This is a genomic window from Streptomyces sp. NPDC101225, assembly GCF_044767585.1.
In the GTDB taxonomy this organism is placed as follows: Bacteria; Actinomycetota; Actinomycetes; order Streptomycetales; family Streptomycetaceae; genus Streptomyces.
On record NZ_JBIWOE010000050.1, the window covers coordinates 1 to 26,081 of the forward strand.

The window sequence follows — 26,081 nt, forward strand, 5'->3', positions numbered from 1 at the left end:
GCTTCCCTTCGGTGTTTCCGACTCTATCAGATCCTTTCGGCGTCTGATTCCCCGTCAGAGGGGGTTGTCTTTCCGGCCGTTGGGCCGTTCCGACGTCTCAAACCTTAGCGGATCCTCTCGGCGATTCCCAATCGGGCCGCCCAGTCCCAGGTGGAATTGAATTCGAGCATGCCGAAATCAACCCGGTCGGGAGATCGTGCTGTGGTTTGGTGTGCCGCTGATGCGGCGGAGGTGCTGTCGCAGAACCGTTACGGCCCCGTGGCAACCCGAAGAACTTTACGGATCCGGCGAGGGCCTGTCAAGCGCCTCGTGTCAAGATCTTTTCCGTGCGCCTCAGTCCAGGTCGGTGAGGCGCCCGCCGGCGTCCGGCTGGGCGTGCTCCACCCTACGCAGGAGGCGGGTGAGGACCTCGCCGAGGGCGGTGCGGTCCGCCGGGGAGAGGTCCTGGAGGAGGTCCTCCTCGAAGACCGTGGCCAGGCGCATCGCCTCGAGCCACTTCTCGCGCCCCTCCGCGGTCAGCTCCACGATCACCCGGACCCGGTTGGACTCGTCGCGCTCCCGGGTCACCAGTCCCTCGCCGACCATGCGGTCGATCCTGTGGGTCATCGCGGCCGGGGTGAGGCCGAGGCGCTTGGCGAGGTCGCTCGGGCCCAGGCGATAGGGAGCGCCGGAGAGCACGAGCGCCTTGAGGACCTCCCACTCGGCGTTGCTGATGCCGAGGGCTGCGGTCTGACGGCCGTAGGCGACGTTCATACGCCGGTTCAGCCGGGAGAGCGCCGAGACGATCTTCTCGACCTGGGGGTCGAGGTCCTGAAACTCCCGCTGGTACGCGGCGATCTGCTCTTCGAGTGTCGGCTCCGTGACGCCGGGGGTCTGGGCCATGGCCGCAGTATGGCACGCGGCTGCTTTGCCTTGAAGTCCTTGACTATGTACTCTTTAGCTTCGAACTTTAGCTTTGAAGTCTTCAGTCCTAACTAGTGAGAGAGGTGAACGTGACCAGGGCGATGGGCGCAGCGATGCGCCGGATCCACGTGGGTAACGCACTCAGCGCGTTCGGGCTCGGTTTCACCGTCCCCTACCTGTACGTCTATGTGGCACAGGTACGGGGCCTCGGAGCCATGACGGCGGGGCTCGTCCTCGCCGTCTTCGCCGTGGCCGCGCTGATCGTGCTGCCGTTCGCCGGACGGGCCATCGTCCGGCGCGGTCCCCGGCCGGTCCTTCTCGCCGCCCTGGTCACGGCCGCCCTGGGAGCACTGAGCCTGGGGCTGGCGGGGAGCGCGGCGGCCGTCCTGCTGTCGGCGGCGGTGCTCGGGGCCGGTCAGGCCGTGATGCAGCCCGCGCTCGCGACGATGATCGTGGACTGCTCCACGGCCGACACGCGCTCGCGTGCCTTCGCGATGCAGTTCTTCCTGCAGAACCTCGGGCTCGGTGTCGGTGGCCTCATCGGTGGCCATCTCGTCGACGCTACGCGCGTCGACTCCTTCACCCTGCTGTTCTCGATCGAGGCGGCGATGTTCCTGCTCCTGGTGGGCGTGATGGCGACCGTGCGGATGCCGCGGGCGCCGCGGATCGAGGGCGCGCCCGCCCCGTCGGCCAAGGGGAGCTGGAAGCAGCTGCTGGGCAATCGGGCCATGGTGCAGCTGTCCGTGCTCGGCTTCGTGCTGTTCTTCGCCTGCTACGGGCAGTTCGAGTCCGGGCTGAGCGCCTACGGCGTGGAGGCCGCCGGGATCTCGACGTCCGCGCTGGGGACGGCGCTGGCCGCCAACACGCTGATGATCGTCGTCGCGCAGTTCGCCGTGCTGAAGTTCGTCGAGCGGCGCCGGCGGTCGCGGGTGATCGCCGGTGTCGGGCTGATCTGGGCCGTGGCATGGGTCGCGGCCGGCTACGCCGGGCTCGGGCACGGCAGCCGCGAGATGGCGACGGCGGCCTTCGTGTCGACGTACGCCCTGTTCGGGCTCGGTGAGGCGATGCTGTCGCCGACCGTCGCGCCGCTGGTCGCCGATCTCGCGCCGAGCGGGATGGCCGGGCAGTACAACTCGGTGTTCGCCCTGGTCAAGCAGCTGGCGCTGGCCGTGGGGCCGGCCGTGGGCGGGCCGATGGGAGCCTCGCTGCACGGGCCGTACGTGGTGACGTTCCTGGTGTTCTCGCTGGGCATCACCTTCCTCGCCCTACGGCTGGGGAGGCAGCTCACCGCCGTACAGGATCAGCCGTGGCGGGTGCGCAGCCGGGTGGTCGCGCGGGGTGGGGCGGCCGCGGAGCCGGTGGCCTCGGAGGCGTAGCCGCCGGTCAGGCGGTGGTGTTCGGCAGGAGGAACTCGCACCAGACGGCCTTCCCTCCCCCGGGCGTGCGCCGTGATCCCCAGGTGGAGGCGATGGTCGCGACGATCGCGATGCCCCTGCCGGACTCGTCGGCCGGCTCCGCGCGGCGCCGGCGGGGGAGGTGGTCGTCCCCGTCGGTCACCTCGACGATCAGGCGGCGGTCGGTGCGGCGCAGGCGCAGGCGCATGGGGGGCGTGCCGTGCTGGAGGGAGTTGGCGACCAGTTCGCTCGCCGCCAGGACGCCCAGGTCGTGCAGTTCGGTCGGGAACCGCCAGCTCGTCAGGACCCCGGAGGCGAAGGCACGCGCGCGTGGGGCCGCTTCGACGCCGCCGAGGAGCTCCAGGGCCGCGTTGCGGAACAGCTCGCTGTCGGGGCCGGTGCGGGCCGGGTGCTGGAGGACGAGGACGGCGACGTCGTCGTAGTGGTCCGCGGTGACGCCCGCCGAGCGCACCAGGCGGTCGCAGACCACCTGGGGGGTGCCCGTCGCGCCGGCGAGGGCCCGCTCCAGGGAGGCGATGCCCTCGTCCAGGTCCTCGTCCCGGCGCTCGACCAGGCCGTCGGTGTAGAGCACGGCCGTGGCTCCGGGGCCCAGCGGGACCGAGCCCGAGGCGTGCATCCAGCCGCCGGTGCCCAGCGGCGGGCCGGTGGGCTCGTCGGCGCGCAGGACGGTGCCGCTCTCGTCGCGCACCAGGATCGGCAGATGCCCGGCGGAGGCGTACACCAGGCGCCCCTCGTTCGGGTCGTGGATGGCGTAGACGCAGGTGGCGATCTGGTTGGCGTCGATCTCGGCGGCGAGGCCGTCGAGCAGCTGCAGGATCTCGTGCGGGGGCAGGTCGAGGCGGGCGTACGCGCGCACGGCCGTGCGGAGCTGGCCCATGACGGCCGCGGCGCGTACGCCTCTGCCCATCACGTCGCCGATGACCAGGGCGGTGCGGCCGCCGCCGAGGGTGATGACGTCGTACCAGTCGCCGCCGACCGCGGCCTCCGTGCCGCCGGGCTGGTAGGTGGCGGCGATGCGCAGGTCGTCGGGCTGCTCCAGCTCCTGGGGCAGCAGCGAGCGCTGAAGGGTGACCGCGGTCTGGCGCTGGCTGCGCTCGCTGGCGCGCAGGCGCTCGGCGGCCTCGGCGTGGTCGGTGACGTCGGTGGCGAAGACCAGTACGCCGCCGTCGTCCCCTTCGGTGACCGGGGTGCAGGTGAAGGTGTAGGAGCGGCCGTCGGGGGCCTTGCGGGACTTGAGCGTGCGGGGTCGGCCGCTGCGCAGGACCTGGTCGAGGAGGGGGAGCAGGCCCAGTTCGTCGAGTTCCGGGAGGGCGTCGCGGGTGGGCTCGCCCAGGGGGCGTACGCCGAAGGCCGCCACGTAGGCGTCGTTGACGTAGGCGACGCGGTGGTCGGGGCCGTGGACCAGGGCGACGAGGGCGGGGACGCGGTCGAGGACCTCCCGGACGGGCAGGTCGTCGACGGCCGGTACGGGCGCGTGCTCGTCGGTGAGCTGTTCGGCGCGGGCCGCGGGGACGGAGCTCGCGGTCTCGGCCGGCCGTTCGGGGGCGGCCGCGTGGTCGGTCCGCGCTGCGGCGCGGCGCTGCGTTCCGGGGAGCCGGGCGCTCCAGCGCGTGAAGTTCACGAATCCTTGCCTCGTGTCGTCGTCTTCGGCGTCTTGGGCCGGCTCCGGGCCTGGCCGGAGGGCTGGGGGGTGACGCCCCCGGGATGCAGCACGGTGGGAGAGCCTCTTGGGTGCGGAGGACGAGCGGTTGCTCGCCCTGGGGCGGGGATCAGTCTGGCAGTGTCGCTCACCGGGGCGACATCCGTGGGACGCCCTCCCGGGCGGCGGAGTTCCTCGGTCCGGTCAGGACGACCCCTTCGGGTCGCCGGTGGGGTTGGTCGGAGGCTTTCCACCGGCCGCGAGTTCGAACTCCGCCCGCGGATGTTCGAGGGATCCGAGGGAGACGATCTCCCGCTTGAAGAGACCCGACAGCGTCCATTCGGCCAGGACGCGGGCCTTGCGGTTGTAGGTGGGCACCCTGCTGAGGTGGTACACGCGGTGCATGAACCACGCAGGGTAGCCCTTCAGCTTGCGCCCGTAGACGTGGGCGACACCCTTGTGCAGGCCGAGGGAGGCGACCGAGCCGACGTACTTGTGCGCGTACGTCTCCAGGGGCTCGCCGCGCAGCGCGTGCGCGATGTTGTCGCCGAGGACCTTGGCCTGGCGGACCGCGTGCTGGGCGTTGGGGGCCGTCTCGGCACCGGGGTCGGCCGCGGTGACGTCGGGGACGGCGGCGGCGTCGCCTGCCGCCCACGCGTGCGTGGTGCCCTCGACGGTCAGCTGGGGGGTGCATTTCAGCCTGCCCCGGCCGTTGCGGGCCAGGTCGGTGGCGGCGATGAGCGGATGGGGCTTCACGCCGGCCGTCCACACGACCGTACGGGTGGGGAAGCGCGAGCCGTCGCTGAGGACGGCGACCCGGTCCGCGCAGGACTCCAGGCGCGTGTGCAGGCGTACGTCGATGTTGCGGCGGCGCAGTTCGGTGACCGTGTAGCGGCCCATCTCCTCGCCGACCTCGGGCAGGACGCGGTCCGAGGCCTCCACGAGGATCCACTTCATGTCCTCGGGCTGGACGTTGTGGTAGTAGCGGGTCGCGTAGCGCGCCATGTCCTCGAGTTCGGCGAGCGCCTCGACCCCGGCGAACCCGCCGCCGACGAACACGAAGGTGAGCGCCGCGTCGCGGATCTCGGGATCGCGGGTGGAGGAGGCGATGTCCATCTGCTCGATGACGTGGTTGCGCAGGCCGATGGCCTCCTCGACCGACTTGAATCCGATGGCGTGGTCGGCGAGGCCGGGGATCGGCAGGGTGCGCGCGATCGAGCCGGGCGCCAGGACGAGTTCGTCGTACGTCAGCCGCTCGGCGCCCGCCGCCTCCTCCTCGGTGGCGAGCGTGGTGAGGGCGGCGGTGCGTCCGGCGTGGTCGATCGACTGCACCTCGCCGACCACGACATGGCACCGGTCGAGGACGCGGCGCAGCGGTACGACGACGTGGCGCGGGGAGATGGCACCGGCCGCGGCTTCGGGAAGGAACGGCTGATAGGTCATGTACGGGTCCGGAGTGACGACGGTGATGTCGACCTCGCCCCGCCCGAGTTCCTGTTTCAGCCTCCGCTGGAGGCGCAGGGCCGTGTACATCCCGACGTAGCCGCCGCCGACAACGAGAATGCGCGCACGTTCCTTCACCATCCCATGACGCACCGAGCGCTTGAGTTTGTCCACAGCCCCGACAATTTGTGTGACCGCCGGCCCAGGACGCCCAGAGTTGGCCGAATTGCCCGAGTGTCCGGAAGAATCGCAGGTCAGCCGGTGTGCCCCGGGTGACCTTGGGGGGCGTAATCGGGACGTAAGCGGCCCGTGGTCCGATCGGGGGGCGCTCCGTGCGGAACCTGCCCCTTCTGAATTGACCCCCGCTCAACTATGTTCGTGTGACGACGGGGTGTAGGGGGATGCGCTCATCGCTCACCTGGTCCGCGAGGGGCGGACCGGTGGACCGGGCATGTTCCCGCGCTCCGGCAACCGATGGCGGGGAGAGTCTCCGGGGGGAGACGTCATTACCGGGGGAACACTTATGCATGTTCAGGACTCTCATTGGTCGTCCGCGTCAGCACTGACAACGGGCGGCATGGTGAGCGCGGCGGCGGGCAACGGACGCGACGGGTCGCGTACGACGCCGCTGCGCGTGGACGCACAGCGCAATCTGGAGCACGTCCTGCGCGCGGCGCGGGAGGTCTTCGGCGAACTCGGCTACGGCGCGCCGATGGAGGACGTGGCGCGCCGGGCACGGGTGGGCGTGGGCACCGTCTACCGGCGGTTCCCGAGCAAGGACGTCCTGGTGCGGCGGATAGCCGAGGAGGAGACCTCCCGGCTGACCGAGCAGGCCCGGGCGGCGCTCGGCCAGGAGGACGAGCCGTGGTCGGCGCTCTCGCGCTTCCTGCGGACCTCGGTGGCCTCGGGCGCCGGGCGGCTGCTGCCGCCGCAGGTGCTGCGGGTCTCGGTCACCGACGACGGCGACGGACGCCCCGACGGCACGGTGTTCGACGAGGCCCGGGTCCCGCAGCAGCGGATCCAGCCGGGCTCCGGCGAGCTGCGGCTGGTCTCCGGGGAGGCCCCGAAGGCGGCGGACGAGGAGGACACGGGCGCCGCGGCGCTGCTCGAGGTCGTCGGCATGCTCGTGGAGCGGGCGCGCGCGGCCGGTGAGCTGCGGGCCGACGTGTCGGTGTCGGACGTCCTGCTGGTCATCGCCACGGCGGCACCCTCGCTGCCGGACCCGGCACAGCAGGCGGCCGCCTCCTCGCGGCTGCTGGACATCCTGCTCGAAGGGCTGCGGTCGCGGCCCGCCTGATCCGCGGCCACGGTCGTGGAGAGCGCGGGCGCTGCGCAGCCCGCGCGTGGGGCGTGCGCCGGGAATGATCCGATGCCGGTGCGATGCCGGGAACCCGCCGGACATCTCCGGCGTGCCGCTCATCCGGCGTGCCGCTCAACTACCGCCGGGCGCACGTCGATTGAGCCTTCCCCGAATGGGGGACGCCCAGTACTAAGGCACGACAAGTGCCCACGGACGGGTGGATGGTCCGCCCTGCGGGGTCCTGAACAAAAGCCAATATGGCACTCTGACCCGGTGTTCGGGACGAGTGGGTCAGGCGGCGGCAGGGGCGTTCCGCGATGAGCTTCGACGGGCGGGACGAGTCGCCGGGTGACGGCGACGAGGCGGCCGGCGGTCCGCCGCAGGTACCGAGTCAGGGCGGACGGGCGGGCCTGCCGCAGGGCGGTGTCCCCGCGGAGGGCGTCATTCCCCTGCAGGGCGGCGAACCCGCCGGGCCCGTCGAGTCCGTGGACCCCGCGGAGGGCACCGTCCCGGCACAGCGCGAGCTGCACGAGGACAGCGTGCTGCCGCCGCCGAGGGACGTCCCGCCGTCCGACGCCGACCTCATCGTGCGGATGCGCGCCGGCGACGACACGGCGTACGAGGAGCTCTACCGCCGCCACGCGGGCGCCGTGCGCCGCTACGCCCGCACCTGCTGCCGCGACGCCCACACCGCGGACGACCTGACCGCCGAGGTCTTCGCCCGCATGCTCCAGGCCGTACGCGGCGGCCACGGCCCCGAGCACGCCGTCCGCGCGTATCTGCTCACCAGCGTCCGGCGCGTGGCCGCGAGCTGGACGAAGTCCGCCAGGCGGGAGCACCTGGTCGACGACTTCGCGGTCTTCGCCACGCAGGCCGCCCGCTCCTCCGAGGTCTCCGACGACGACACGCTCGACCTCGGCGCCGACGTGCGGGCGATGCAGGTGGCCGAGCAGTCCATGGCCATGCAGGCCTTCCGGTCGCTGCCCGAGCGCTGGCAGGCCGTGCTGTGGCACACCGAGGTCGAGGACGAGTCGCCGAGCGACGTCGCCACGCTCTTCGGACTGGACGCCAACGGCACGCGCGTGCTCGCCAGCCGGGCCCGCGAGGGCCTGAAGCAGGCCTACCTCCAGGCCCACGTCAGCGCCTCGCTCGCCGACGACGAGGAGTGCGCCCGCTACGCCGACCGGCTCGGCGCCTACGCCCGCGGCGGACTGCGCACCCGTGCCGAGCGGGGGCTGCGCAAGCACCTGGAGGAGTGCGCCAAGTGCCGCCTGGCCGCGGGGCAGATCAAGGAAGTCGCGAGCGGCATCCCCGGTGTCGTGCCGGTCGCGGTCATCGGCTGGTTCGGCGCCGCCGGGTACGCCAAGGCGGCCGCGCTCATCGCCGGCGGCACCGGGGCCGGCGCCGCGGGCGTGGCGGGTGCGGCCGCGGCGGCGGGCGGGAGCTCGTCCGGCGGCGCGGGCGCCGGTGGCGCGGTGGCCGCCGAGGGGCTGGGAGCGCCCGCGAAGGCCGGTCTCGCCGCCGCTGCCGTGGTCGCCGCGGCGGGCGTGGCCCTGGCCCTCGCGCTCTCCGGCGGCGACGCCCCGGCCAGGAAGCAGGACGCCAAGCCGCCCGCCACCACGCCGTCCGTCCGGCCGCAGTCGCCGACACCGGCGCCGCCGAAGCGGACGCCCGCGCCGACACCGCCGGTCGTGCCGGTGAAGGCCGCCGAGCCGGCGCCGACCCCGACGCCCTCCCCCCGGCCCACGCACACCCCGAAGCCGGCGCCCACGCCCCGGCAGACACCGAAGCCGAAGCCGACCCCGAAACCCACTCCCACCCCCACCCTCACGCCGACGCCGACTCCCCCGCCGCCCCCGGTGGTCTACGAGTGGAACACGCTGGCCTACGGCCTCACCGGCGACGGCACGAAGCCGGAGATGCGCCTCGGCGAGAGCAGCTGGGTGTGGCAGCGCCACGGCATGTCGATCGGCGGCAAGCGGTACGCGCGCGGTGTGACCGTGCACGGCGAGTCCTCCGTCACCGTCGACCTCAACCGCAGCTGCTCGGCCTACGACGCCGTGGTGGGCGTCGACGACATGACCCTGGGCCTCGGCAAGGTCTCCTTCTCCGTCTACGCCGACGGCGTCCGGCTGTGGCGTTCCGGGATGCTCCAGGGCGGCGGCGCGGGGGTTCCGGTCCATGTGAACCTCGCCGGGCACAGGACCGTGCGGCTGGTCGTCTCGCCGCGCAGCGGCTTCGACTCCCTGACGCTGGCGGACTGGGCCGAGTCGAGGTTCACCTGCTCGTAGCCGCTCACCGGTGGACGCGCACGGCCTCGTCCAGTTCGGCGAGGACCCCGTCCGGGGCCAGGGACGCGCCCCGGGCGAGCTCCGCGTCGTAGGCCCCGGCGCCGAGCGCGGCGCGGGCGGCTCTCTCGGCGCGTTCGGCCTCGGCGCGCTCCGGCATGGGGCGCGGTGCGCCGTCGCGCCAGGTCTCCGCCGCGGCGAGCAGGCGGACCGCGCGCGGATGTTCCCCGAGCCCGGTCAGCAGGACCGCCGCGTGGTCCACGAGGGTCGCCGTGACGACGTCGGCCAGCTGTTGGTCCACCGCCACGCGAAGGGTCCCCGCCAGCTTCGGGAGACCCCGCTCCGGGCCGATCTCGGCGACCGTCACCATGGTGTCGACCGCGCTCAGCATCACCATGAACTGCGGCGGGGGTGTGCCGCGTGCGCACTCCACGCGCGCCGCGTCGACCATCTCCCGCGCGCGGGCGGTGCCCTTCTCGTCCAGCGCGAGCTGGGCCCGCATGAGCAGGAGGAACGCCCGGGTGTCCGGCACCCCGTACCGGTCGGCGGCCACCGTCGCCTCGTCGAGGCCCCGTTCGGCGCTCGCACGGTCGCCCGCGCGGTAGCCGATCTCGGCGAGCCGGGCCATCAGGAACGGCGTCTCGGCGTACGCCCCCACCTCGTAGGCGAGCCGCAGGGCCTCGTCGTACTCGCCCTTGGCCTCGTCCAGTCTGCTGCGGGCCATCGCCGCCTCGCCGGCCGCGCTGCACACCTGGGCCCGCATCCAGCGGTCGCCGACGCGGCGGCTCAGCACCCTGAGCTCCGCGAGGTCCTCGTCGACGCCCTTGAGGCCGCCCCGCGAGTCCACCGCCATGTGCGTGCGGAACATCAGGGAGACGCCGATCGCCCAGTCGTCGCCGTGCACACGGCAGTTGGCGACGGTCTCGTCCAGGGCGGCACGGGCGTCCGCCGAGTTCAGCACGAAGGTGGCCAGCGGCCAGGCGATGCCCGGCAGCCGGGCGGCGTCCGGGCCGCCGCGCGCGAAGTGGTCCCTCAGCCGGACGATGTACGCGCGCGTCCGGTCGTCCAGGGCGCCGTGGTCCATCCGCTCGGAGTCCGACCTCAGGAACACGTGCAGCATCCGGAGGTTCATCCGGAGCCGGTGCCGCGGGTGGCCCCGCTCACCGTCCGGGGCGGCGAGGAAGGCGTCCACGGGGTCGACCGGGAGGACCGGGGCGGCGGGTCCGCCGGGGCCGGGCGCCGGGCCGGCGGCGCGGGACGGAGCGGCGGGCCGGGAGCCCCGGGCCGCGGGATGCGCGTCCGAGGCTGCGGAACGCGCGTCCAGGGCCGCGCCCAGGCGCAGAGTGCGGTCCAGCCAGTCGATGGCCTCCGGGCGGTGGTTGCGCAGCCAGCAGAACCAGCCCATGTTCAGCGCGAGGGCGCCCGCCTCTTCCTCGTCGGCGCAGCTGAGCGCGCGGTGGAAGGCCGCGCGGATGTTGTCCAGCTCGGTCTCCAGGCGGGAGATCCAGGGGAGCTGGTCGGCGGAGCGCAGCAGCGGCTCGGCCTTCTCCACCAGCGCGCGCACCCAGGCGCGGTGGCGCCGCTCGGCCTCGGCGCGCGGCCCGGGGGCCTCGGCGGCGCGCTCCGCGGCGTACTCGTGGATGGTCTCCAGCATGCGGTACCGCATGCCGGGCGAGCCGTCCTGGCCGTACGGTGCGCCACTGCCGTACGGGGCCGCCACGATCAGGGACTTGTCGACGAGTGCCCCGACGAGATCGGCCGCCGGGCCGGTGCACACGGCCTCCGCCGCCGCGAGGTCCCAGCCGCCGGCGAAGACGGAGACCTCGCGCAGCACCGTGCGCTCCCGCTCGTCGAGCAGGTCCCAGGACCAGTCGACGACCGCGCGCAGGGTCTGCTGGCGGGGCAGGACCGTACGGCTGCCGGAGGTGAGCAGGCGGAAGCGGTCGTCGAGCCGGTCGGCGATCTGGCGGGGCGTGAGCAGCCGCAGCCGGGCGGCCGCCAGCTCGATGGCGAGCGGCAGGCCGTCCAGGCGGCGGCAGATCTCCCGCACCGCCGCCCGGTCGCGCAGCACGGCCTCCGCGTCCGGGCGGACGGCGGAGGCGCGCTCCTCGAAGAGGCGCAGCGCCTGGTCGGGGACGAGGGGTTCGACCGGGCGCACCGACTCGCCGGGGACGCCCAGGGGTTCACGGCTGGTGGCGAGGACGGTGAGTCCCGGGCAGCGGGTGAGCAGGGTCTCGGCGAGGGTGGCCGCCGCTTCGACGACATGTTCGCAGTTGTCAAGGATCAGGAGCTGGCTGCGCGGGGCGCAGTACTCGACGAGCAGGGCGACGGGGTCGTCCTGGGGCACCGTCAGCTCGGTGGTCATCAGCACGGTCTCGCGCAGGCCGAGCGCGCTGACCACCGCTCCGGGCACCGCTTCCGGCCGGTCGAGCGGGGCCAGCTCGACCAGCCACGCCTGCGGAAGCCCGGCGGCGGCCTCCTCGGCGAGGCGGGTCTTTCCGGAGCCGCCGGGACCGGTGAGGGTGACGAGTCTCGCCCTGTGCAATGCGGAACGGATGGCGTCGAGTTCGGGTTCCCGTCCCACGAAGGAGGTGAGCCGCGGACGCAGGTTGCCGTCGCGGCCCGGGTCCGGTGCCGGCCCGGGAGGGGACGGCCGGGGGTGTTCGTGCCCGGATGCGCGGGGCGGCGGGGCGAGCAGTTCCGCGTGCAGCGCGCGCAGTCCCGGTCCCGGGTCGGTGCCGAGGCCGTCGGCGAGGGCGCGGCGGGCGGTCTCGTACGCGGCGAGGGCGTCCGCCGTGCGGCCGGTGTCGCGCAGGGCGCGGATGAGGAGGGCGTGCAGCGGCTCGTCGTAGGGGTGCGCCGTGGTCAGTTCCCTCAGATGCGGTACGGCGGCGTGGGCGCGGCCGAGGCGCAGGTCCGCGTCGATGCGGGCGCGGGACGCCTCCAGGTGCAGGGCCTCCGGGCGGGCGGCGGCGGTGCGGTCGGGGAGGTCGGCGAGGACGGGGCCGCGGTAGAGGGCGAGGGCCTCGGCCAGGATGGGGGCGGCGGTCTGCGGGTCGTCCTGGTCCAGGGCTGCGGTGCCCCGGCGTACGAGCCGCTCGAAGACGAACAGGTCCACCTCGTCCTCGGCCGCCTCCAGGCGGTAGCCGCCGGGGGCCGAGGTGATCGTGTCCTTGCCCAGGGCGCGGCGCAGGCGGGCGATCAGGGCCTGGAGGGCGGCGGGCGCGTCGTGGGGCGGGGCGTTCGACCAGACCTCGTCGATGAGGGTGTCGGGGGTGGTGACCCGGCCGGGGCGCAGGGCCAGGGCGGTGAGGAGGGTGCGGAGGCGGGGGCCGGGGACGGGTAGGGGGGTGCCGTGGTCGTCCTCGGCCTGGGTGACGCCCAGGATTCTGTACCGCACCGGGTCATTGTCGCCGGGGCGCCTGTGCGCGGCACGGCTTTTCGTCCCGGCGGCGCCGTCCTCACCCGCCGGCCGGACCGGGACCCGTCGCGGACCTCCCGCCTGCCCGGCGGCGCCTGGCCCGCCCTGCGGGCTCACAACGCCGCGTGCGCAACACGCCCCCGTGCTGTGGCCGGGAAGTTTCACCGGCTCGCGACGCCCGGCAGACCCGCCCAGAAAGCTCACCAAGATCTTCATGAGCCTTCTAGGCGACCCCGGCGCCCTCGCCGGAGGCCAGCGCCCCCCGCTGCGGATGGATTCCCGCCGGTACCGCCCGCTGGCGGGCGGGGGTGCCCGTCCAGCAGGTGCCCCGGCGGGCCAGGAGGCGGCGCAGCCAGAGCTCCAGGGAGACGAGGTCGGCGAGCCCGTCCAGCGGGAGCGGTTCGCCGGCCGCCGCCGCGCGGAGGGCCTTGCGGACCGTGCGGGCCTCGACCAGGCCCGCCTCGGCGAGCAGGGGGGTGCCGAAGAGGGACATCAGGGAGTCGGCGGCGACGCGCAGGCCGGTGCGGGCCGCCACCGCCGCCGAGGCGTGGGAGGGGACGCCCCAGCCGGGCGGGAGGTCGCTGACGCCGGCGCCCTCCAGGACCGTGCTCAGGATGGCGGCCCGGGCGCCCGGCTTGACGCGCAGCGCCTCGGGGAGGGTCCGGCAGGCGCGGACGACCTGGTTGTCCAGGAACGGCGCGTGCAGGCGCTGGGAGCGGATCTCGGCCGCCTGCTCCAGGACGCGCAGGTCCGCCGCGTGGCGGGCCAGGGCCGCGCGCGCGCGGTAGTCGCCGGGACGCTGGCCCGGGCCCACACCCGAACGGCCCGTCGACGCCTGCAGGCGAACCGATACTTCAGCGAGGGCCTCGCCGGTCAGCCAGCGGGCCGCGGGGCCCGGTCTGGCCCAGGTGAGGGCCGCCAGGGAGGCCCCGACGGCGCCTCCGGGCTCGTCGAAACGGCGCTGCAGCAGACGGTCGGCCAGGACCTCGAGACCGGCACGGTAGGGGGTGCGGGCGAGCCGGCGGGCCGCGCTGTACACGCGCGCGGGGACCATCACCGAGCCGTCCGCCTTGGCGAGGGCCGCCACGGGGCGTACGAGGTGGCGGCGCTTGCGGTCCATCAGGAGGTCGGCCAGGCGGGCCGGGTGCGCGTCCAGGACCTGGCGCGCGCCGTAGCCCGTGAAGTGGTCGGCACTGCCCGAGGCCAGCCGTGCCCGGTGCCGCGCCGCCGTCACCAGGCACGGGCCCGGCTCGTCGGTCAGCGGGCCCTCCAGCTCGGCGTAGGGCAGCGCCTCCTCGCCGCCGGTCACCACCACGTGGTGCAGGCGCGGGTTGGCGGCCAGGTTTCCCGCCCGTTCCAGTTCGGCCTCCCGGCCGCCGACCGCGAGGTCGTTGAAGGTGACCGCCAGCAGGCGCTCCCCCGCGCCCGTGCCGTGGCCCAGGACCGTGCCCGGCATCCCGGGCAGGCCCGCGGCGAGCAGCGCCAGGGTGCCGGAGGCCGGGCCGCCGGAGAGGTCCGCGCCGATGCCCGCGACGGGCATCCCGCGCGCGGCCCGCCGCTCCGCCGGGCCCATGCCGGGCACCGGGCCGGGGTCCATGTCGGTCCCGGGCACGTGCCGGGGCGCCGACAGACGCGCGCGTACCGCGTCGACGAGCGCGTCCCGCACCGCGTCGACCGCGCTGTCGGGGTCCGCCGAGGGCGCCGCCACCGCGAGGGAGGCGACCGGCTCGTAGCCGGCGATCTCGCGCGCTCCGGCGCGCAGGATCAGCGCGTGTCCGGGCGGAATGCGCCGCACACCGTCGTAGGGCGTGGAGTCGTGCAGCGCGGCCGGCACGTCGGGAGCGGCGAGCAACGCGGCGAGGTGACCGAAGTCGAGGTTGGCCTCGATGAGGTCGGCGAGCGGAAGGGCGGCCGTGGCGTAGGCCGTACCGCCCGCCCAGGGCGTGTAGAAGACGGGGCGCGCGCCCGCGAGGTCGCCGCAGACGGTGACCCTGCGGCCGACCTGGACGATCGCGGTGTAGCTGCCCGGCCACGCCGTCAGATGCCGGAGCGCGCCGCCGCGCGCGGCGAACAGCCCGACGCGCAGCTGTTCGTCGGAGGCCGCGCACGTGCCCAGCACCGCGATCCGGGTCTGGGGGTCGGCCCTCACCACCCGCACCTCGTCGGGGCGCCAGTCGCCGACCGCCCAGAGCGGATCGGGGTCGCCCCACAGGAGCTGGGAGCCCACCGGGTGCACGGTCTCGCCGCCCTCTCCGGTGACCCCTGCGGAGCCGAGATCCAAAGCCCCCGCTGCGGTGCTGCTCCACCCCACCAACCACCGCATCGACGCCTCCACAAGGTGTGGACAACCAGTGCACCGTACGAACTGGTTCCCCATGCTGCCATGAAGGGCGCACGCTGGAGGGGCCCTGGAGCGGCTTGTGCTGCGTCTAATGCGCCGGGGCACTCACCCTTGCGAAAGGGCGAACGTCCGTACGGGAGAGGGTTGCTGCGACGCGAATGCGCCCCCGCAATGCTCCCCGAGAACGCCGTTCGCGCCCTCAAGTTCCATGGTGAGAGGGGTATTCGCGCGGAGAACACGGGGTCGATTTTCGGCCAAATACCGGATGAGAGCGCAGGAGTCGACACGCTCCGTACACGCTCTGCGCAGCGCATCGGCCGCGCGCAGCCCGGGAGACGGAGTTCGCCCCCCGGGCCCGTCCGCCGCCCGCGGGGATGGTGGCGGCGGTGTCCCCCAGCCCACTGGATCCAGTACAGCGGGCCGACCCACGCACCATCATGGAAGCGCTCCCCGGTTGGCCGGAGAAGAGCGCACGCACGGGCGCACGGCCACACAGCGGGAGCACGGCGCAACTGCGCGTATCACGGCCGTACTTCCGTGCGGACCACAATCCCGCCATCCGGAGTTATGCCCCTTAACGCTTGGGATGCGGCGAACTACGCTGGGTTTACGAATGCCGCGTGGTTATGCCAGCGCGGCAGCCGTCTGTGTCGAGGGGTGGCGCATGTCCAGGGAGCAACGCGGGCCGAACGAGAAACTCGGCGCCGTTCTCGCCCTCGCGGGAATCAGCAACGCAGGCCTCGCGCGACGCGTCAACGACCTTGGCGCCCAACGCGGGTTGACACTTCGCTACGACAAGACCTCGGTGGCGCGCTGGGTTTCGAAGGGCATGGTGCCGCAGGGCGCCGCGCCGCACCTCATCGCCGCCGCGATCGGCCAGAAGCTCGGCCGCCCCGTGCCGCTCCACGAGATCGGCCTGGCGGACGCGGATCCCGCACCCGAAGTCGGGCTCGCCTTCCCCAGGGATGTCGGAATGGCGGTGCGGTCGGCGACGGATCTGTACCGTCTCGACCTCGCCGGGCGCCGGGCCGGCTCCGGTGGCATCTGGCAGTCGCTGGCCGGATCGTTCGCAGTAAGCGCATACGCAACGCCGGCCTCACGCTGGCTGATAACACCGGCCGACAGTTCGGTGGCGCGCGAGGCGAACCCGTCCGAGGGCTCGAGCGCACCGCTCAAAGTCGGCCACAGCGATGTGCAGAAGTTGCGGGAGGCCGCAGAGGACGCCAGGCGCTGGGACTCCAAGTACGGAGGAGGCGACTGGCGTTCGTCGATGGTGCCCGAATGTTTACGGGTGGAGGCGGCACCGCTGCTGCTCGGCTCGTACTCGGACGAAGTGGGGCGGGCGCTGTTCGGCGCCTCCGCGGAACTCACGCGCCTCGCCGGGTGGATGGCCTTCGACACCGGCCAGCAGGAGGCCGCGCAGCGGTACTACATCCAGGCGCTGCGCCTGGCGCGCGCGGCGGCCGACGTGCCCCTAGGGGGGTACGTGCTGGCGTCGATGTCGCTGCAGGCGACGTACCGCGGCTTCGGCGACGAGGGCGTCGACCTCGCGCAGGCCGCCCTGGAGCGCAACCGCGGCCTCGCGACCGCCCGCACCATGAGCTTCTTCCGCCTGGTGGAGGCGCGCGCGCACGCACGCGCCAACGACGCCCAGGCGGCGGGTGCCGCGCTGAAGGCCGCGGAAGGCTGGCTGGAGCGCTCCCGTGACGGCGACAACGACCCGAGCTGGCTCGGCTTCTACTCCTACGACCGGTTCGCCGCGGACGCGGCCGAGTGCTACCGCGACCTGAAGGCCCCGCGCCAGGTCCGCCGCTTCACGGAGCAGGCGCTGTCGAAGCCGACGGAGGAGTTCGTACGGTCGCACGGCCTGCGGCTGGTCGTCTCCGCGGTCGCGGAGCTGGAGTCCGGCAACCTCGATGCCGCGTGCGAGCAGGGCGTGCGGGCGGTGGAGGTCGCGGGGCGCATCTCCTCGGCGCGCACCACCGAGTACGTGAAGGATCTTCTGCACCGGCTGGAGCCCTACGGCGACGAGCCGCGGGTGGTGGAGCTCAGGGAGCGGGCCAGGCCCCTGCTGATGGCGCCGGCGTGAGGCCGGCCGACCTCCGCGTCCCCGCGTTTGAAGCGGCTGTCAGTGGCGCAGTGCACTATCGAATGCGGAGGTGGTGCAGGTGCGGCCGGAGATCGCTTACGACTGCGACGTGCTGGTGATCGGTGGCGGGATCGTCGGGCTGTCGACGGCGTTCGCGATCACGCGCGCCGCGCCGGGGACCCGGGTGACCGTGCTGGAGAAGGAGCCGGGGCCCGCCCGGCACCAGACGGGGCGCAACAGCGGCGTCATCCACAGCGGCATCTACTACCGCCCCGGCTCGCTCAAGGCGCGGTACGCGGTGCGCGGGGCCGCCGAGATGGTGAAGTTCTGCGCCGAGTACGGCATCGCGCACGCCGTCACCGGCAAGCTCATCGTCGCCACCGAGCGGGAGGAGCTGCCCCGGCTGCACGCGCTGGTGCAGCGCGGCCGGGAGAACGGCATACCGGTGCGGGAGCTGGGCACGACCCAGATCGAGGAGTACGAGCCGGAGGTGCGGGGCCTGGCGGCGATCCACGTCGGGACGACGGGCGTGTGCGACTTCGTGGGCGTGGCCCGCCAGCTCGCCGAGGCGTCGGGGGCGGAGATCCGCTACGGCGCGCGGGTCGAGCGGATCGACCGGCGGCCGGAGCTCGGGGTCGCGGTCCGCACCCGGGCCGGCGACGTCGTGCGGGCGCGCGTGCTGGTCAACTGTGCCGGGCTGTACTGCGACGAGGTGGCGCGGCTGACCGGTGACGACCCGCAGATGCGGATCGTCCCCTTCCGCGGGGAGTACTACGAACTGGCCCGGCCCGGCCTGGTGCGGGGTCTGGTGTACCCGGTGCCGGACCCGGCGTTCCCGTTCCTCGGCGTGCATCTCACGCGCGGGATCGACGGCGGCGTGCACATCGGCCCCAACGCGGTGCCCGCGCTGGCGCGCGAGGGATACGGCTGGGGTGTCGTGCGGCCACGGGAGGTGGCCGGGACGCTGGCGTGGCCCGGGGCCTGGCGGATGGCCCGGCGGCACTGGCGTTACGGCGCGGGAGAGATGCGGCGGTCGGTGTCGAAGCGTGCGTTCACGACGGCGGTGCGGAGGCTGCTGCCGGCGGTGGGCGAAGACGATCTGGTGCCCACGCACGCGGGGGTGCGGGCGCAGGCCGTGCTGCGGGACGGCTCGCTGGTGGACGACTTCCTGATCAAGGAGGGCCCCCGGACGGTCCACGTGCTGAACGCCCCCTCGCCCGCGGCGACCGCTTCGCTGCCGATCGGGCGGGAGGTGGCGAGGAGGGCGCTGGTGAAGCTGGAGGCGGTGTGAGGCGTGCCCCGCGCCACAGCACCGTCGCCGCCGCCCACCCCCGCCACCCCCGTAAAATCGACCCCACTGTGTCTGACTCGCTCAATGCCTCCGACGTCCCCCGACCCGCCGACCCCGCCCACGGCGAGCCGGGCGAGTTCTCCGCCCACGCACCCGGTGTCTCCGTCAGGCACACCAGGGCCAAGGGAGAGCCGCGGTTTCCCGACGGGCCGAAGGCCGATCCCGCGGGGTCGCACTTCGAGCGGCGGATCCGGAGTTTCCAGCCGCGGCGCAGCCGGGTGACGGCCGGGCAGGCGGACGCGCTGCAGCGGCTGTGGGCCCGGTGGGGGCTGGACATCGACGGGCGGGAGACGATCGATCTCGCCGGGCTGTTCGGCAACACCGGCCGCGTCGTGCTGGAGATCGGTTTCGGGATGGGCGAGGCGACCGCGCGGATGGCCGCCGCGGACCCGGCCACGAACATCCTCGCCGTGGACGTGCACACTCCGGGCCAGGGCAATCTGCTCAACCTCGCCGAGCAGAAGGGACTGTCCAACATCCGGGTGGGCAACGGGGACGCCATCATCCTGCTGCGCGAGATGCTGCGCCCGGACTCGCTGGACGGGCTGCGCGTGTACTTCCCCGACCCCTGGCCCAAGAAGCGGCACCACAAGCGGCGGCTGATCCAGCCGGAATTCCTCGACCTCGTGGCGGCCCGCGTCAGACCCGGCGGCATCGTGCACTGCGCGACCGACTGGGAGCCGTACGCCGAAAAGATGCTCGAGGTGCTGGGCGCGCACCCGGCGTTCGAGAACACACAGGCGGACGGCGGTTTCGCGCCGCGTCCCGACTTCCGGCCGCTGACCCGTTTCGAGGGCCAGGGTCTGGAGAAGGGTCATGTCGTGAACGACCTGCTCTTCCGTCGCGTACAGCACCGCAACCAGCCCTCCACCGGCGCCTGAACCCCTTCGGCCGCGCGGGCCATCCGACGTACCGTCGCGGGCGGCGCCCTGCCTCGTTAGGGTCAATGCCGTGGCCAGCAGTCCCCCGTACCCGACGCATCCGCCGCAGCCCGGCGGCCCGGCCGGCGCCTCGGCCGGTGGTGCGCTCAAGCATGTGCCCTGGTGGCGGCGGTGGGGGTCCCCCCGGGGCCGAGCGCAGTCGAGGGCTTGGGGGAGGGTGCGGTACGGCGCACTCAGTGCTCTTCTCGCACTCTCCGGGCTCGTCATCCTGGCCCTGGTGCGCAAGCAGACCGGCACCGAAGGGTTCCTGGTGGGGCTGGGACTGGCCGTGCTGCCCGTGCCCCTGCTCGTGGCCGCCTTCCGCTGGCTCGACCGCGTCGCCCCCGGCCCCTGGCGCAACCTGGTGTTCGCCTTCGCCTGGGGGGCCTGCGCGGCGGCGCTGATAGCCATCGTCGCCAACAGCTTCGCCACGAAGTGGATAGCGACGGCGACGGCCGATCCGTCCAGCGCCGACACCCTCGGCGCGACCGTGATAGCGCCCATCGTCGAGGAGTCGGCGAAGGCGGCGGCCGTCCTGCTGGTCTTCCTGTTCCGCAGACGGGACTTCACCGGGGTCGTGGACGGCGTCGTCATAGCCGGTGTCACCGCCACCGGCTTCGCGTTCACCGAGAACATCCTCTATCTGGGCACCGCCTTCGGCACCGACCAGCTCACCGGCGAGCGCGGCATCGCCTCCGTCACAGCCGCGACCTTCTTCGTGCGCATCATCATGTCGCCGTTCGCGCACCCCCTCTTCACCGTGCTGACCGGCATCGGCTTCGGCCTCGCCGCGGTCTCCCCGGAGCACCGGCAGCTGCGGCGGATCCTCGTCCCGCTCTCCGGCCTGCTGCTCGCGATGGGCATGCACGCGATCTGGAACGGCTCGTCGGCCTTCGGCGAGTACGGGTTCTTCGCCGTCTACGCCGCCTTCATGGTCCCGGCGTTCGGCCTGCTGACCTGGCTGGTGATCTGGACACGCCAGCGCGAACTGCGCACCGTGCGCGAGGAACTGCCCGCCTACGCCGTCGCCGGCTGGCTCTCCCCCGCCGAGCCCTACGCGCTCGGCTCGATGCGGGCCCGCCGGCTGGCCCGCGACTACGCCGCCCACTACGGCGGCCGGCCGGCCGCGCAGCAGGTCACCCAGTACGAGGCGTACGCGACCTCCCTGGCCTTCCTGCGGCACCGGGGACGCCGCGGCCGTGCCGGCGCGGACTTCGTCGTCAGGGAGCGGGAGCTGCTGTACGAGCTGTGGCGCCGCCGCGAGGTGGCCCGCCCGGCGCTGGACCACGCGGCGCGCGCGACGGCACCCGTGGTGCCCGTGGTCGCGCCGCCCTGGCCGGTGTACGGGGTGTACGGGTATCCGGCGATCCCGAATCCCGCGTACAACCCGTACCAGTCCTAGTCTCCTGACTCAGGGGACCAGGGCATGCCCGGCCGTGTGATCAGGCCGACGCCTGTGTCAGCCGCGCGAGTTCGGCGTCCGTGAGGGTCAGCTCCCCCACCGCCAGCAGGGCCGGCAGCTGCTCCACCGTGCGGGCGGACGCGATCGGCGCGACGACCGTCGGCCGGGCGGCGAGCCAGGCCAGGGCGACCGTGGGCACCGCGGCGTCGTGGGCCTGGGCGATCTCGTCGAGCGCGGTCAGCACCCGCCGGCCCCGCTCGCCGTCCAGGTACTGCGCCACCCGGCCCGCCCGCGCGCTGTCGACGGTGCTGCCGGGCCGGTACTTGCCGGTGAGGAAGCCGGCCGCCAGGGCGTAGTACGGCACGGCCGCGAGGCCGTGGCGCGCGGCCACCTCCTGGAGTTCGCCCTCGTAGGTGTCGCGCGAGACGAGGTTGTAGTGGGGCTGCAGCGCCACGTACTTGGCCAGGCCCTCGCGGTCGGAGAAGTCGAGGGACGCGCGCAGCCGGCCGGGTGAGATGTTGGAGGCGGCGATGTGCCGCACCTTGCCGGCCCGCACCAGGTCGTCGAGGGCGCCGACGATCTCCTCGACCGGCACCTCGGGCTTGTCGAAGTGCGTGTAGTAGAGGTCGATGTGACCGGTGCCCAGGCGGCGCAGGGAGGCGTCCGCGGCGGCCTTGACGGTGGCGGCCGTCAGGCCCGGGAACTCGGGGTGCTGGCTGACCTTGGTCGCGATGACCATGTCGTCACGGTTGCCGCGCGCCCTGACCCACCTGCCGATGATCGTCTCGGACTCGCCGCCCCGGTTGCCGTCGGCCCACGCCGAATAGGAGTCGGCGGTGTCGAGGAAGTTGCCGCCCGCGGCCGCGTAGGCGTCGAGGACGGCGAAGGACTCGGCCTCGTCGGCGGTCCAGCCGAAGACGTTGCCGCCGAGGCAGAGCGGGAAGACGTCGAGGCCGGAGGAGCCGAGCCTGCGCGGAGAAGGGGAAGTCATGCTCCACGTCAACGACCGCGCCGGGGCAGCCCATTCCACCGGCGCCGCAAAGATCACGTAAACCGGCGGCGGGGGCACGGCGGACGCGCGCACCCGCGCCGTGGTCCTGGCGTCGGGGGAGACGCCGGGACCACCGGGGTCCCGGCCTGGATCAGGGGGTGAGGCCCTTGCCGCGCAGCCACGTCATCGGGTCGATGGCCTCGGCCTGGCCGTTCGGGTGGACCTCGAGGTGCAGGTGCGGCCCGGTCACGTTGCCGGTGGCGCCGACGCGGCCGATGACCTCGCCGGTGCTGACCTTCTGGCCCACGCTCACACTGATCGACGACTGGTGGCAGAACCACAGCTCCGTGCCGTCGTCCAGGGTCACGATCGTGCGGTAGCCGTAGGACCCGGCCCAGCCGGCCTCGGTGACGGTGCCGCTGTGGACGGCCTTGATGGGCGTGCCCGTGGGGGCGGCGAAGTCCAGGCCCGTGTGGTAGCCGGAGGACCACATGGAGCCGGCCTGCCCGAAGGTGCCGGTGATCGTGTAGGACACGACCGGGAGCGTGTACTGCTTGGCCAGTTCGGCCAGGCGCGCGGCCTCGGCCGCCTTCTTGGCCTCCGCCTCGGCCTTCTCCTTGGCGGCGGCGGCCTTGGCGGCCGCCTCCTTCTCCGCCTTCGCGGCGGCGTCGTCGACCTGCTTGGCGAGGGCCGCCTCGGTGACGGACTGGGCCTTGCTCTCGACCTGGACCTGCTGGCTCTCGGCCTGCGCCATGATGCGGTCGCGCAGTGCCTGACCGGCGTCCTGGGCGCCCTGCTCGGTGTCCTCGGTGCTGACTCCGACGGTGCTGAGCGCGGTGGCCGAGCCCTTGGGCGTCTCGGCCGAGCCACCGAACATGTGGCCCACGGAGCCCAGATCGGGCATGGAGATGGACACCGGGGGCTTGCCGGTGTTGGCGCTGGCCATGCCGCCCGCGCCGACGGCGGCTATGACGCCGACGCCGAGGACCGTGGAGCTGCGGGCGAGTCCGCCGCCGCGCTGCTTGGCGACGCGGTGCCGGCCGCGGACCGGGCGGAGGGACTCCTCGGTGGGGTTCCACTCCTCCCACGGACCCTCGTCGGAACGGGGACCGGGGAAGCCGAAGGGCTCGGTGCTCGGCACGAACGGTGCTGCCGGGGCAGGCGGGTTGGACGCCACGTGGGCGCGCTCCTTTCCTTCCTTCTCGCCTACCGGGTTAGCTGACGGGTTCGGAGCAGGAAGGTCTCCTACGCGCGTATACCAGTCGTGGCTCCACGACGGTGTCCACGCGATTCACCCCTGGGTGGTGGTTCCCCGGTTCCCTTGCGGGATTCGGCACGTGCGCACGGAGCCGCCTCTTGTGACGGCTGGGACGACCGCGCTGCGTTATCGAACGTTAATAGACCCGGGGTGCCGATTCCAAGCTGTTCTGCTTGATCATTAATGCTTCTTGGCCTGGACGTAGGGGCCAAGAGAGGCGAAAAACGGGCGAGTTGACCGCGCCCCGGAAACCCCACCCGTTCTGACGGTGTGTCAGTCGTGATGCGGAAAGCGGTCGCCCGGTCACCGCGGGTGACAACAGCCGGTGACGGGCCTTCCGGGCGGAAAACACCCAGGGCCGGAATCCGTTTCCGGATTCCGGCCCTGGGCCTTGAGTAGCGGGGACAGGATTTGAACCTGCGACCTCTGGGTTATGAGCCCAGCGAGCTACCGAGCTGCTCCACCCCGCGTCGGTGTGTGACCAGCATACGCCATCCGCGGGACTGCCGGCGCCACGGCTCAGAAGCCCGGCAGATGACGGTTGGGCGCCTTGGCCTGCTCCTCGTGTTCCTCCAGTACGACCACCTCGACGCCCTGGGCCGCCAGCAGGCCGCTGCCGTCCGCGCCGGCGACGAAGGTGTCGGGCTCGCGCCAGGCCGTGACCACCCGCCGTACACCCGCGTCGAGGATCAGCCGGGCGCACGGCCTCGGCCGGGAGGCGCGGCGGGTGCAGGGCTCCAGGCTGCTGTAGACCGTGGCCGACGCCAGCCTCGGATCGGCCGGGCCGAGCTTGGCCAGGGCCGCCTCCTCGGCGTGCGCGACGGGGTCGCCGCCCTCGCGCGAGTGGCCGCGGGCGAGCTCGGTGCCGTCGGCGGCGACGATCACCGCCCCCACGCTGAAGGCCGTGCGGGAGGGCGGGCACAGGGCCGCCAGCTCACAGGCGAGGGCCAGCCAGCGGTGGTCGGCGGCGGTGGGCAGCGGGCCGGCCCCGGGGGCGGTGGGCTCGTAGCGCATGAGCACGACGTCCTCGATCCGCCGGGTCTCCGTCAGGCGCAGGCGGCCGCCCTGGTAGGCGCCGGGGCCGAAGAGGCGGGGCGCGTGCGGGTCGCCCACGAGGAGCGGGGCGAGGACGAGCTGGAGTTCGTCGGCGAGACCCTGCTGGAGCAGCTGGGTGTGGACCGTGCCGCCGCCCTCCACCATCAGGCGGCGCACGCCGCGCTCGTCGTGCAGATGCGCGAGGAGCGTGCGCCAGTCGAGGTCGGGGCCGAGCGAGACGACGTCGGCGGCGAGGCCGAGCGCGCGGGCCCGCTCGGCGCCCTTGTCGGTCGTGTACAGGAGCCTGTCGCCGCCGGTGTGCCAGAACCTCGCGTCCGGGTCCAGTTCGCCGGAGCCGCTGACGGTGACCTTGAGGGGATACTCCGGCCGCCCCGCCGCGACCCGCGCGGCCCGCCGCCGCGGCGCGTTGACCAGCAGCCGGGGGTTGTCGGCGCGGAGGGTGCCGGCGCCGACGAGGATCGCGTCGGCCGAGGCCCGCACCTCGTCCACGCGGTCGAAGTCGGCGGGGCTGGAGAGCAGCAGGCGTTCGGGGCCGGTGTCGTCGAGGTAGCCGTCGAGCGAGACGGCGGCGGACAGCAGGACGTGGGGGTACGGCATCGGACGCGCTCACTCTCGGACGGACCGCTTGGTTCAAGTTTGAAACAAACCTACACTGGGGCCATGACGACTCGCTGGCTCACCTCCAAGGAGCAGCGCGCCTGGCGCGCGTACATCGCCGCGACGCACCTCCTGGAGGACGCGATCGACCGGCAGCTCCAGCAGGACGCCGGCATGCCGCACCTGTACTACTCCATCCTGGCCAACCTCTCCGAGGCACCGGGGCGCAGCCTGCGCATGACCGACCTCGCCGAGAAGTCGAAGATCACCCGCAGCCGGCTGACGTACGCCGTGACCCGGCTGGAGAAGGACGGCCTGATCCGCCGCGAGGACTGCCAGTGGGACAAACGCAGCAGCTTCGCCACGCTGACGGACGAGGGGATGGCCGTGCTGGAGCGGACGGCGCCGGGACATGTGGAGACCGTACGCTCCCTGCTCTTCGACCGGCTGACCCCCCAGCAGGTCGAGCAGCTGGAGGACATCTTCTCGGGGATCGCGCAGGCGCTGGAGAGCGACGCGGAGCGCCCCGCCGCGGAGGACGTCCCGTGGCGGCGGCGCTCCTCCGGCCCCTGCTCGTGAGCCGCGCCGCAGGACGGTTGCTTCAAATTTAAAGCAGGGGTAGTGTCCTGCGGCGTAGATCTGCTTCAAATCTGAAGCAGATGCCGACCGGACCCGGGAGACCCCGCATGCCCGACTTCCCCGCCGCCACCCCGCGCGCCCGTGTCCGGGTACCGCTGCGCTTCCAGGACGGCTACAGCACCGACGCCGAACTGGTCACCTTCCACGGTCTGACCGACGGCCAGGAGCACGTGGCCCTCGTGCTCGGCGACCCGGCCCCCGGCACGACACCCCTGGTCCGGCTGCATTCCGAGTGCCTGACGGGCGACGTGTTCGGCTCGGCGCGCTGCGACTGCGGCCCCCAGCTGCGCGAGGCGGTCGAGCGGATAGCGGACCGCGGCGGGGTGCTGCTGTACCTGCGCCAGGAGGGCCGCGGGATCGGCCTCTACAACAAGCTCGACGCCTACGCCCTCCAGGACCAGGGCCTCGACACCTACGCCGCGAACGCGGCCCTCGGGCTGCCCGAGGACGACCGCGACTACACGGCGGCCGCGCAGATGCTGCGGGCCCTGGGCATCGACGCCCTCGACCTGCTCTCCAACAACCCCGACAAGGCAGGCCAGCTGCGCGACCTCGGCATCGACGTCCGCGACCGCGTCCCCACCGGGGTCTTCACCACGGCCCACAACGTCCGCTATCTGCGCGCCAAGGTCCTCCAGACCCAGCACACGCTGCCGCTCGCCCGGCTGACGGAACGCAGCGCGGGCTGACCGGAATTGGTGCGGGGCGGCGACGACCGACGCCCGGGGTATAAACGCCACCCGAAGACTCAGGTATATGCATACCTCGCTCGAAGCCGGGCAATTCAGGATGCGTCCGATGTGAAGAAAATCGTCGGCCGGTCAACCTCTGATGTTCCTCAAGTCGGCTGCACCCCGCACACGCAGGCTGCTTAGATTCCCTTTGGCCAGGTAAATAGGTCACCCTATTCCCACCACTGCACAACCCCCGGGAGAAGTTCCGGCATGTGCACAAGGACAGGCATGCTGACACGGCCGGCGACGGCCGTGGCTCCGACGGTCCGCACGCGGGGGCCCGCGTCCGCGGCC

17 protein-coding genes, 1 tRNA gene and 1 riboswitch are annotated in these 26,081 nt (G+C 73.3%); of the genes, 9 read left to right on the plus strand and 9 right to left on the minus strand.

The features are described from left to right. Positions 1–333: 333 nt before the first annotated feature. On the minus strand, positions 334–882 hold the full coding sequence (locus ACIRPX_RS40100) for a MarR family winged helix-turn-helix transcriptional regulator (protein ID WP_404204748.1): 549 nt from the start codon (positions 880–882) through the stop codon (positions 334–336). 110 nt (positions 883–992) lie between these two features. Between ACIRPX_RS40100 and ACIRPX_RS40105 the strand changes: the two genes are divergently transcribed. After that, positions 993–2,279 (plus strand): MFS transporter, encoded by a 1,287-nt coding sequence (locus ACIRPX_RS40105; protein ID WP_404204750.1) that lies wholly within the window; start codon positions 993–995, stop codon positions 2,277–2,279. Positions 2,280–2,286: 7 nt separating this feature from the next. Here the strand turns inward: ACIRPX_RS40105 and ACIRPX_RS40110 are convergent, their stop codons facing one another. Continuing rightward, on the minus strand, positions 2,287–3,939 hold the full coding sequence (locus tag ACIRPX_RS40110; RefSeq protein WP_404204752.1) for a SpoIIE family protein phosphatase: 1,653 nt from the start codon (positions 3,937–3,939) through the stop codon (positions 2,287–2,289). 222 nt (positions 3,940–4,161) lie between these two features. After that, positions 4,162–5,541 (minus strand): NAD(P)/FAD-dependent oxidoreductase, encoded by a 1,380-nt coding sequence (locus tag ACIRPX_RS40115; RefSeq protein ID WP_404204754.1) that lies wholly within the window; start codon positions 5,539–5,541, stop codon positions 4,162–4,164. Positions 5,542–5,923: 382 nt separating this feature from the next. On the opposite strand from ACIRPX_RS40115, the gene ACIRPX_RS40120 reads away from it, so the two are divergent. Both ACIRPX_RS40120 and ACIRPX_RS40125 read left to right on the plus strand, forming a co-directional pair. Beyond that, positions 5,924–6,697: a TetR/AcrR family transcriptional regulator gene (locus ACIRPX_RS40120; RefSeq protein WP_404204756.1), complete on the plus strand. Its 774-nt coding sequence runs from the start codon at positions 5,924–5,926 to the stop codon at positions 6,695–6,697. Positions 6,698–7,017: 320 nt separating this feature from the next. Beyond that, positions 7,018–8,991 carry a sigma-70 family RNA polymerase sigma factor gene (locus ACIRPX_RS40125; protein WP_404204758.1) on the plus strand — a complete coding sequence of 658 codons (1,974 nt, stop codon included), beginning with the start codon at positions 7,018–7,020 and terminating at the stop codon, positions 8,989–8,991. Positions 8,992–8,995: 4 nt separating this feature from the next. Here ACIRPX_RS40125 and ACIRPX_RS40130 read toward each other — a convergent pair whose 3' ends face one another. After that, positions 8,996–12,388, minus strand: coding sequence for an AfsR/SARP family transcriptional regulator (locus ACIRPX_RS40130; RefSeq protein WP_404204760.1), 3,393 nt, complete (start codon positions 12,386–12,388; stop codon positions 8,996–8,998). A 244-nt stretch (positions 12,389–12,632) separates the two neighbouring features. Continuing rightward, positions 12,633–14,732 (minus strand): asparagine synthase-related protein, encoded by a 2,100-nt coding sequence (locus tag ACIRPX_RS40135; protein ID WP_404204762.1) that lies wholly within the window; start codon positions 14,730–14,732, stop codon positions 12,633–12,635. Between the two features lie 682 nt (positions 14,733–15,414). Between ACIRPX_RS40135 and ACIRPX_RS40140 the strand changes: the two genes are divergently transcribed. From ACIRPX_RS40140 to ACIRPX_RS40155, 4 genes are all read left to right on the plus strand, one after another. After that, positions 15,415–16,839: an MFS transporter gene (locus tag ACIRPX_RS40140; RefSeq protein WP_404204764.1), complete on the plus strand. Its 1,425-nt coding sequence runs from the start codon at positions 15,415–15,417 to the stop codon at positions 16,837–16,839. A 70-nt stretch (positions 16,840–16,909) separates the two neighbouring features. Then, positions 16,910–18,130 (plus strand): L-2-hydroxyglutarate oxidase, encoded by a 1,221-nt coding sequence (lhgO, locus tag ACIRPX_RS40145; protein ID WP_404204766.1) that lies wholly within the window; start codon positions 16,910–16,912, stop codon positions 18,128–18,130. A 68-nt stretch (positions 18,131–18,198) separates the two neighbouring features. Then, positions 18,199–19,071, plus strand: coding sequence for a tRNA (guanosine(46)-N7)-methyltransferase TrmB (trmB, locus tag ACIRPX_RS40150; protein ID WP_404204768.1), 873 nt, complete (start codon positions 18,199–18,201; stop codon positions 19,069–19,071). Between the two features lie 70 nt (positions 19,072–19,141). Next, a complete protein-coding gene (locus ACIRPX_RS40155; RefSeq protein WP_404204770.1) occupies positions 19,142–20,512 on the plus strand; it encodes a PrsW family intramembrane metalloprotease in 1,371 nt (456 codons plus the stop codon). Positions 20,513–20,552: 40 nt separating this feature from the next. Here ACIRPX_RS40155 and ACIRPX_RS40160 read toward each other — a convergent pair whose 3' ends face one another. The 4 genes from ACIRPX_RS40160 to ACIRPX_RS40175 all read right to left on the minus strand — a co-directional run bounded on the left by ACIRPX_RS40160 (position 20,553) and on the right by ACIRPX_RS40175 (position 24,414). Continuing rightward, complete coding sequence (locus ACIRPX_RS40160) at positions 20,553–21,503, minus strand: aldo/keto reductase (protein WP_404204772.1); 951 nt, start codon at positions 21,501–21,503, stop codon at positions 20,553–20,555. Between the two features lie 151 nt (positions 21,504–21,654). Next, positions 21,655–22,680 (minus strand): M23 family metallopeptidase, encoded by a 1,026-nt coding sequence (locus ACIRPX_RS40165; protein WP_404204774.1) that lies wholly within the window; start codon positions 22,678–22,680, stop codon positions 21,655–21,657. 11 nt (positions 22,681–22,691) lie between these two features. After that, positions 22,692–22,849, minus strand: a riboswitch (cyclic di-AMP (ydaO/yuaA leader). Between the two features lie 308 nt (positions 22,850–23,157). Then, positions 23,158–23,231 (minus strand) — tRNA-Met (locus tag ACIRPX_RS40170). 49 nt (positions 23,232–23,280) lie between these two features. Then, positions 23,281–24,414 carry a dihydrofolate reductase family protein gene (locus ACIRPX_RS40175; RefSeq protein WP_404204777.1) on the minus strand — a complete coding sequence of 378 codons (1,134 nt, stop codon included), beginning with the start codon at positions 24,412–24,414 and terminating at the stop codon, positions 23,281–23,283. A 63-nt stretch (positions 24,415–24,477) separates the two neighbouring features. Between ACIRPX_RS40175 and ACIRPX_RS40180 the strand changes: the two genes are divergently transcribed. Beyond that, positions 24,478–24,993 (plus strand): MarR family winged helix-turn-helix transcriptional regulator, encoded by a 516-nt coding sequence (locus tag ACIRPX_RS40180; RefSeq protein WP_404204779.1) that lies wholly within the window; start codon positions 24,478–24,480, stop codon positions 24,991–24,993. Positions 24,994–25,100: 107 nt separating this feature from the next. Then, positions 25,101–25,742, plus strand: coding sequence for a GTP cyclohydrolase II (ribA, locus tag ACIRPX_RS40185; protein ID WP_404204781.1), 642 nt, complete (start codon positions 25,101–25,103; stop codon positions 25,740–25,742). Positions 25,743–26,081 lie beyond the last annotated feature (339 nt).

What these genes read in the sequence shown, in the direction of transcription:
- ACIRPX_RS40120 (WP_404204756.1), top strand. Translation starts at nt 5,924, where the DNA reads ATGCATGTTCAGGACTCTCATTGGTCGTCCGCGTCAGCACTGACAACG.
- ACIRPX_RS40140 (WP_404204764.1), top strand. Translation starts at nt 15,415, where the DNA reads ATGTCCAGGGAGCAACGCGGGCCGAACGAGAAACTCGGCGCCGTTCTC.
- ACIRPX_RS40100 (WP_404204748.1), bottom strand. Translation starts at nt 882, where the DNA reads ATGGCCCAGACCCCCGGCGTCACGGAGCCGACACTCGAAGAGCAGATC.
- ACIRPX_RS40125 (WP_404204758.1), top strand. Translation starts at nt 7,018, where the DNA reads ATGAGCTTCGACGGGCGGGACGAGTCGCCGGGTGACGGCGACGAGGCG.
- ACIRPX_RS40175 (WP_404204777.1), bottom strand. Translation starts at nt 24,414, where the DNA reads ATGCCGTACCCCCACGTCCTGCTGTCCGCCGCCGTCTCGCTCGACGGC.
- ACIRPX_RS40160 (WP_404204772.1), bottom strand. Translation starts at nt 21,503, where the DNA reads ATGACTTCCCCTTCTCCGCGCAGGCTCGGCTCCTCCGGCCTCGACGTC.
- ribA (WP_404204781.1), top strand. Translation starts at nt 25,101, where the DNA reads ATGCCCGACTTCCCCGCCGCCACCCCGCGCGCCCGTGTCCGGGTACCG.
- ACIRPX_RS40135 (WP_404204762.1), bottom strand. Translation starts at nt 14,732, where the DNA reads ATGCGGTGGTTGGTGGGGTGGAGCAGCACCGCAGCGGGGGCTTTGGAT.
- ACIRPX_RS40115 (WP_404204754.1), bottom strand. Translation starts at nt 5,541, where the DNA reads ATGGTGAAGGAACGTGCGCGCATTCTCGTTGTCGGCGGCGGCTACGTC.
- ACIRPX_RS40180 (WP_404204779.1), top strand. Translation starts at nt 24,478, where the DNA reads ATGACGACTCGCTGGCTCACCTCCAAGGAGCAGCGCGCCTGGCGCGCG.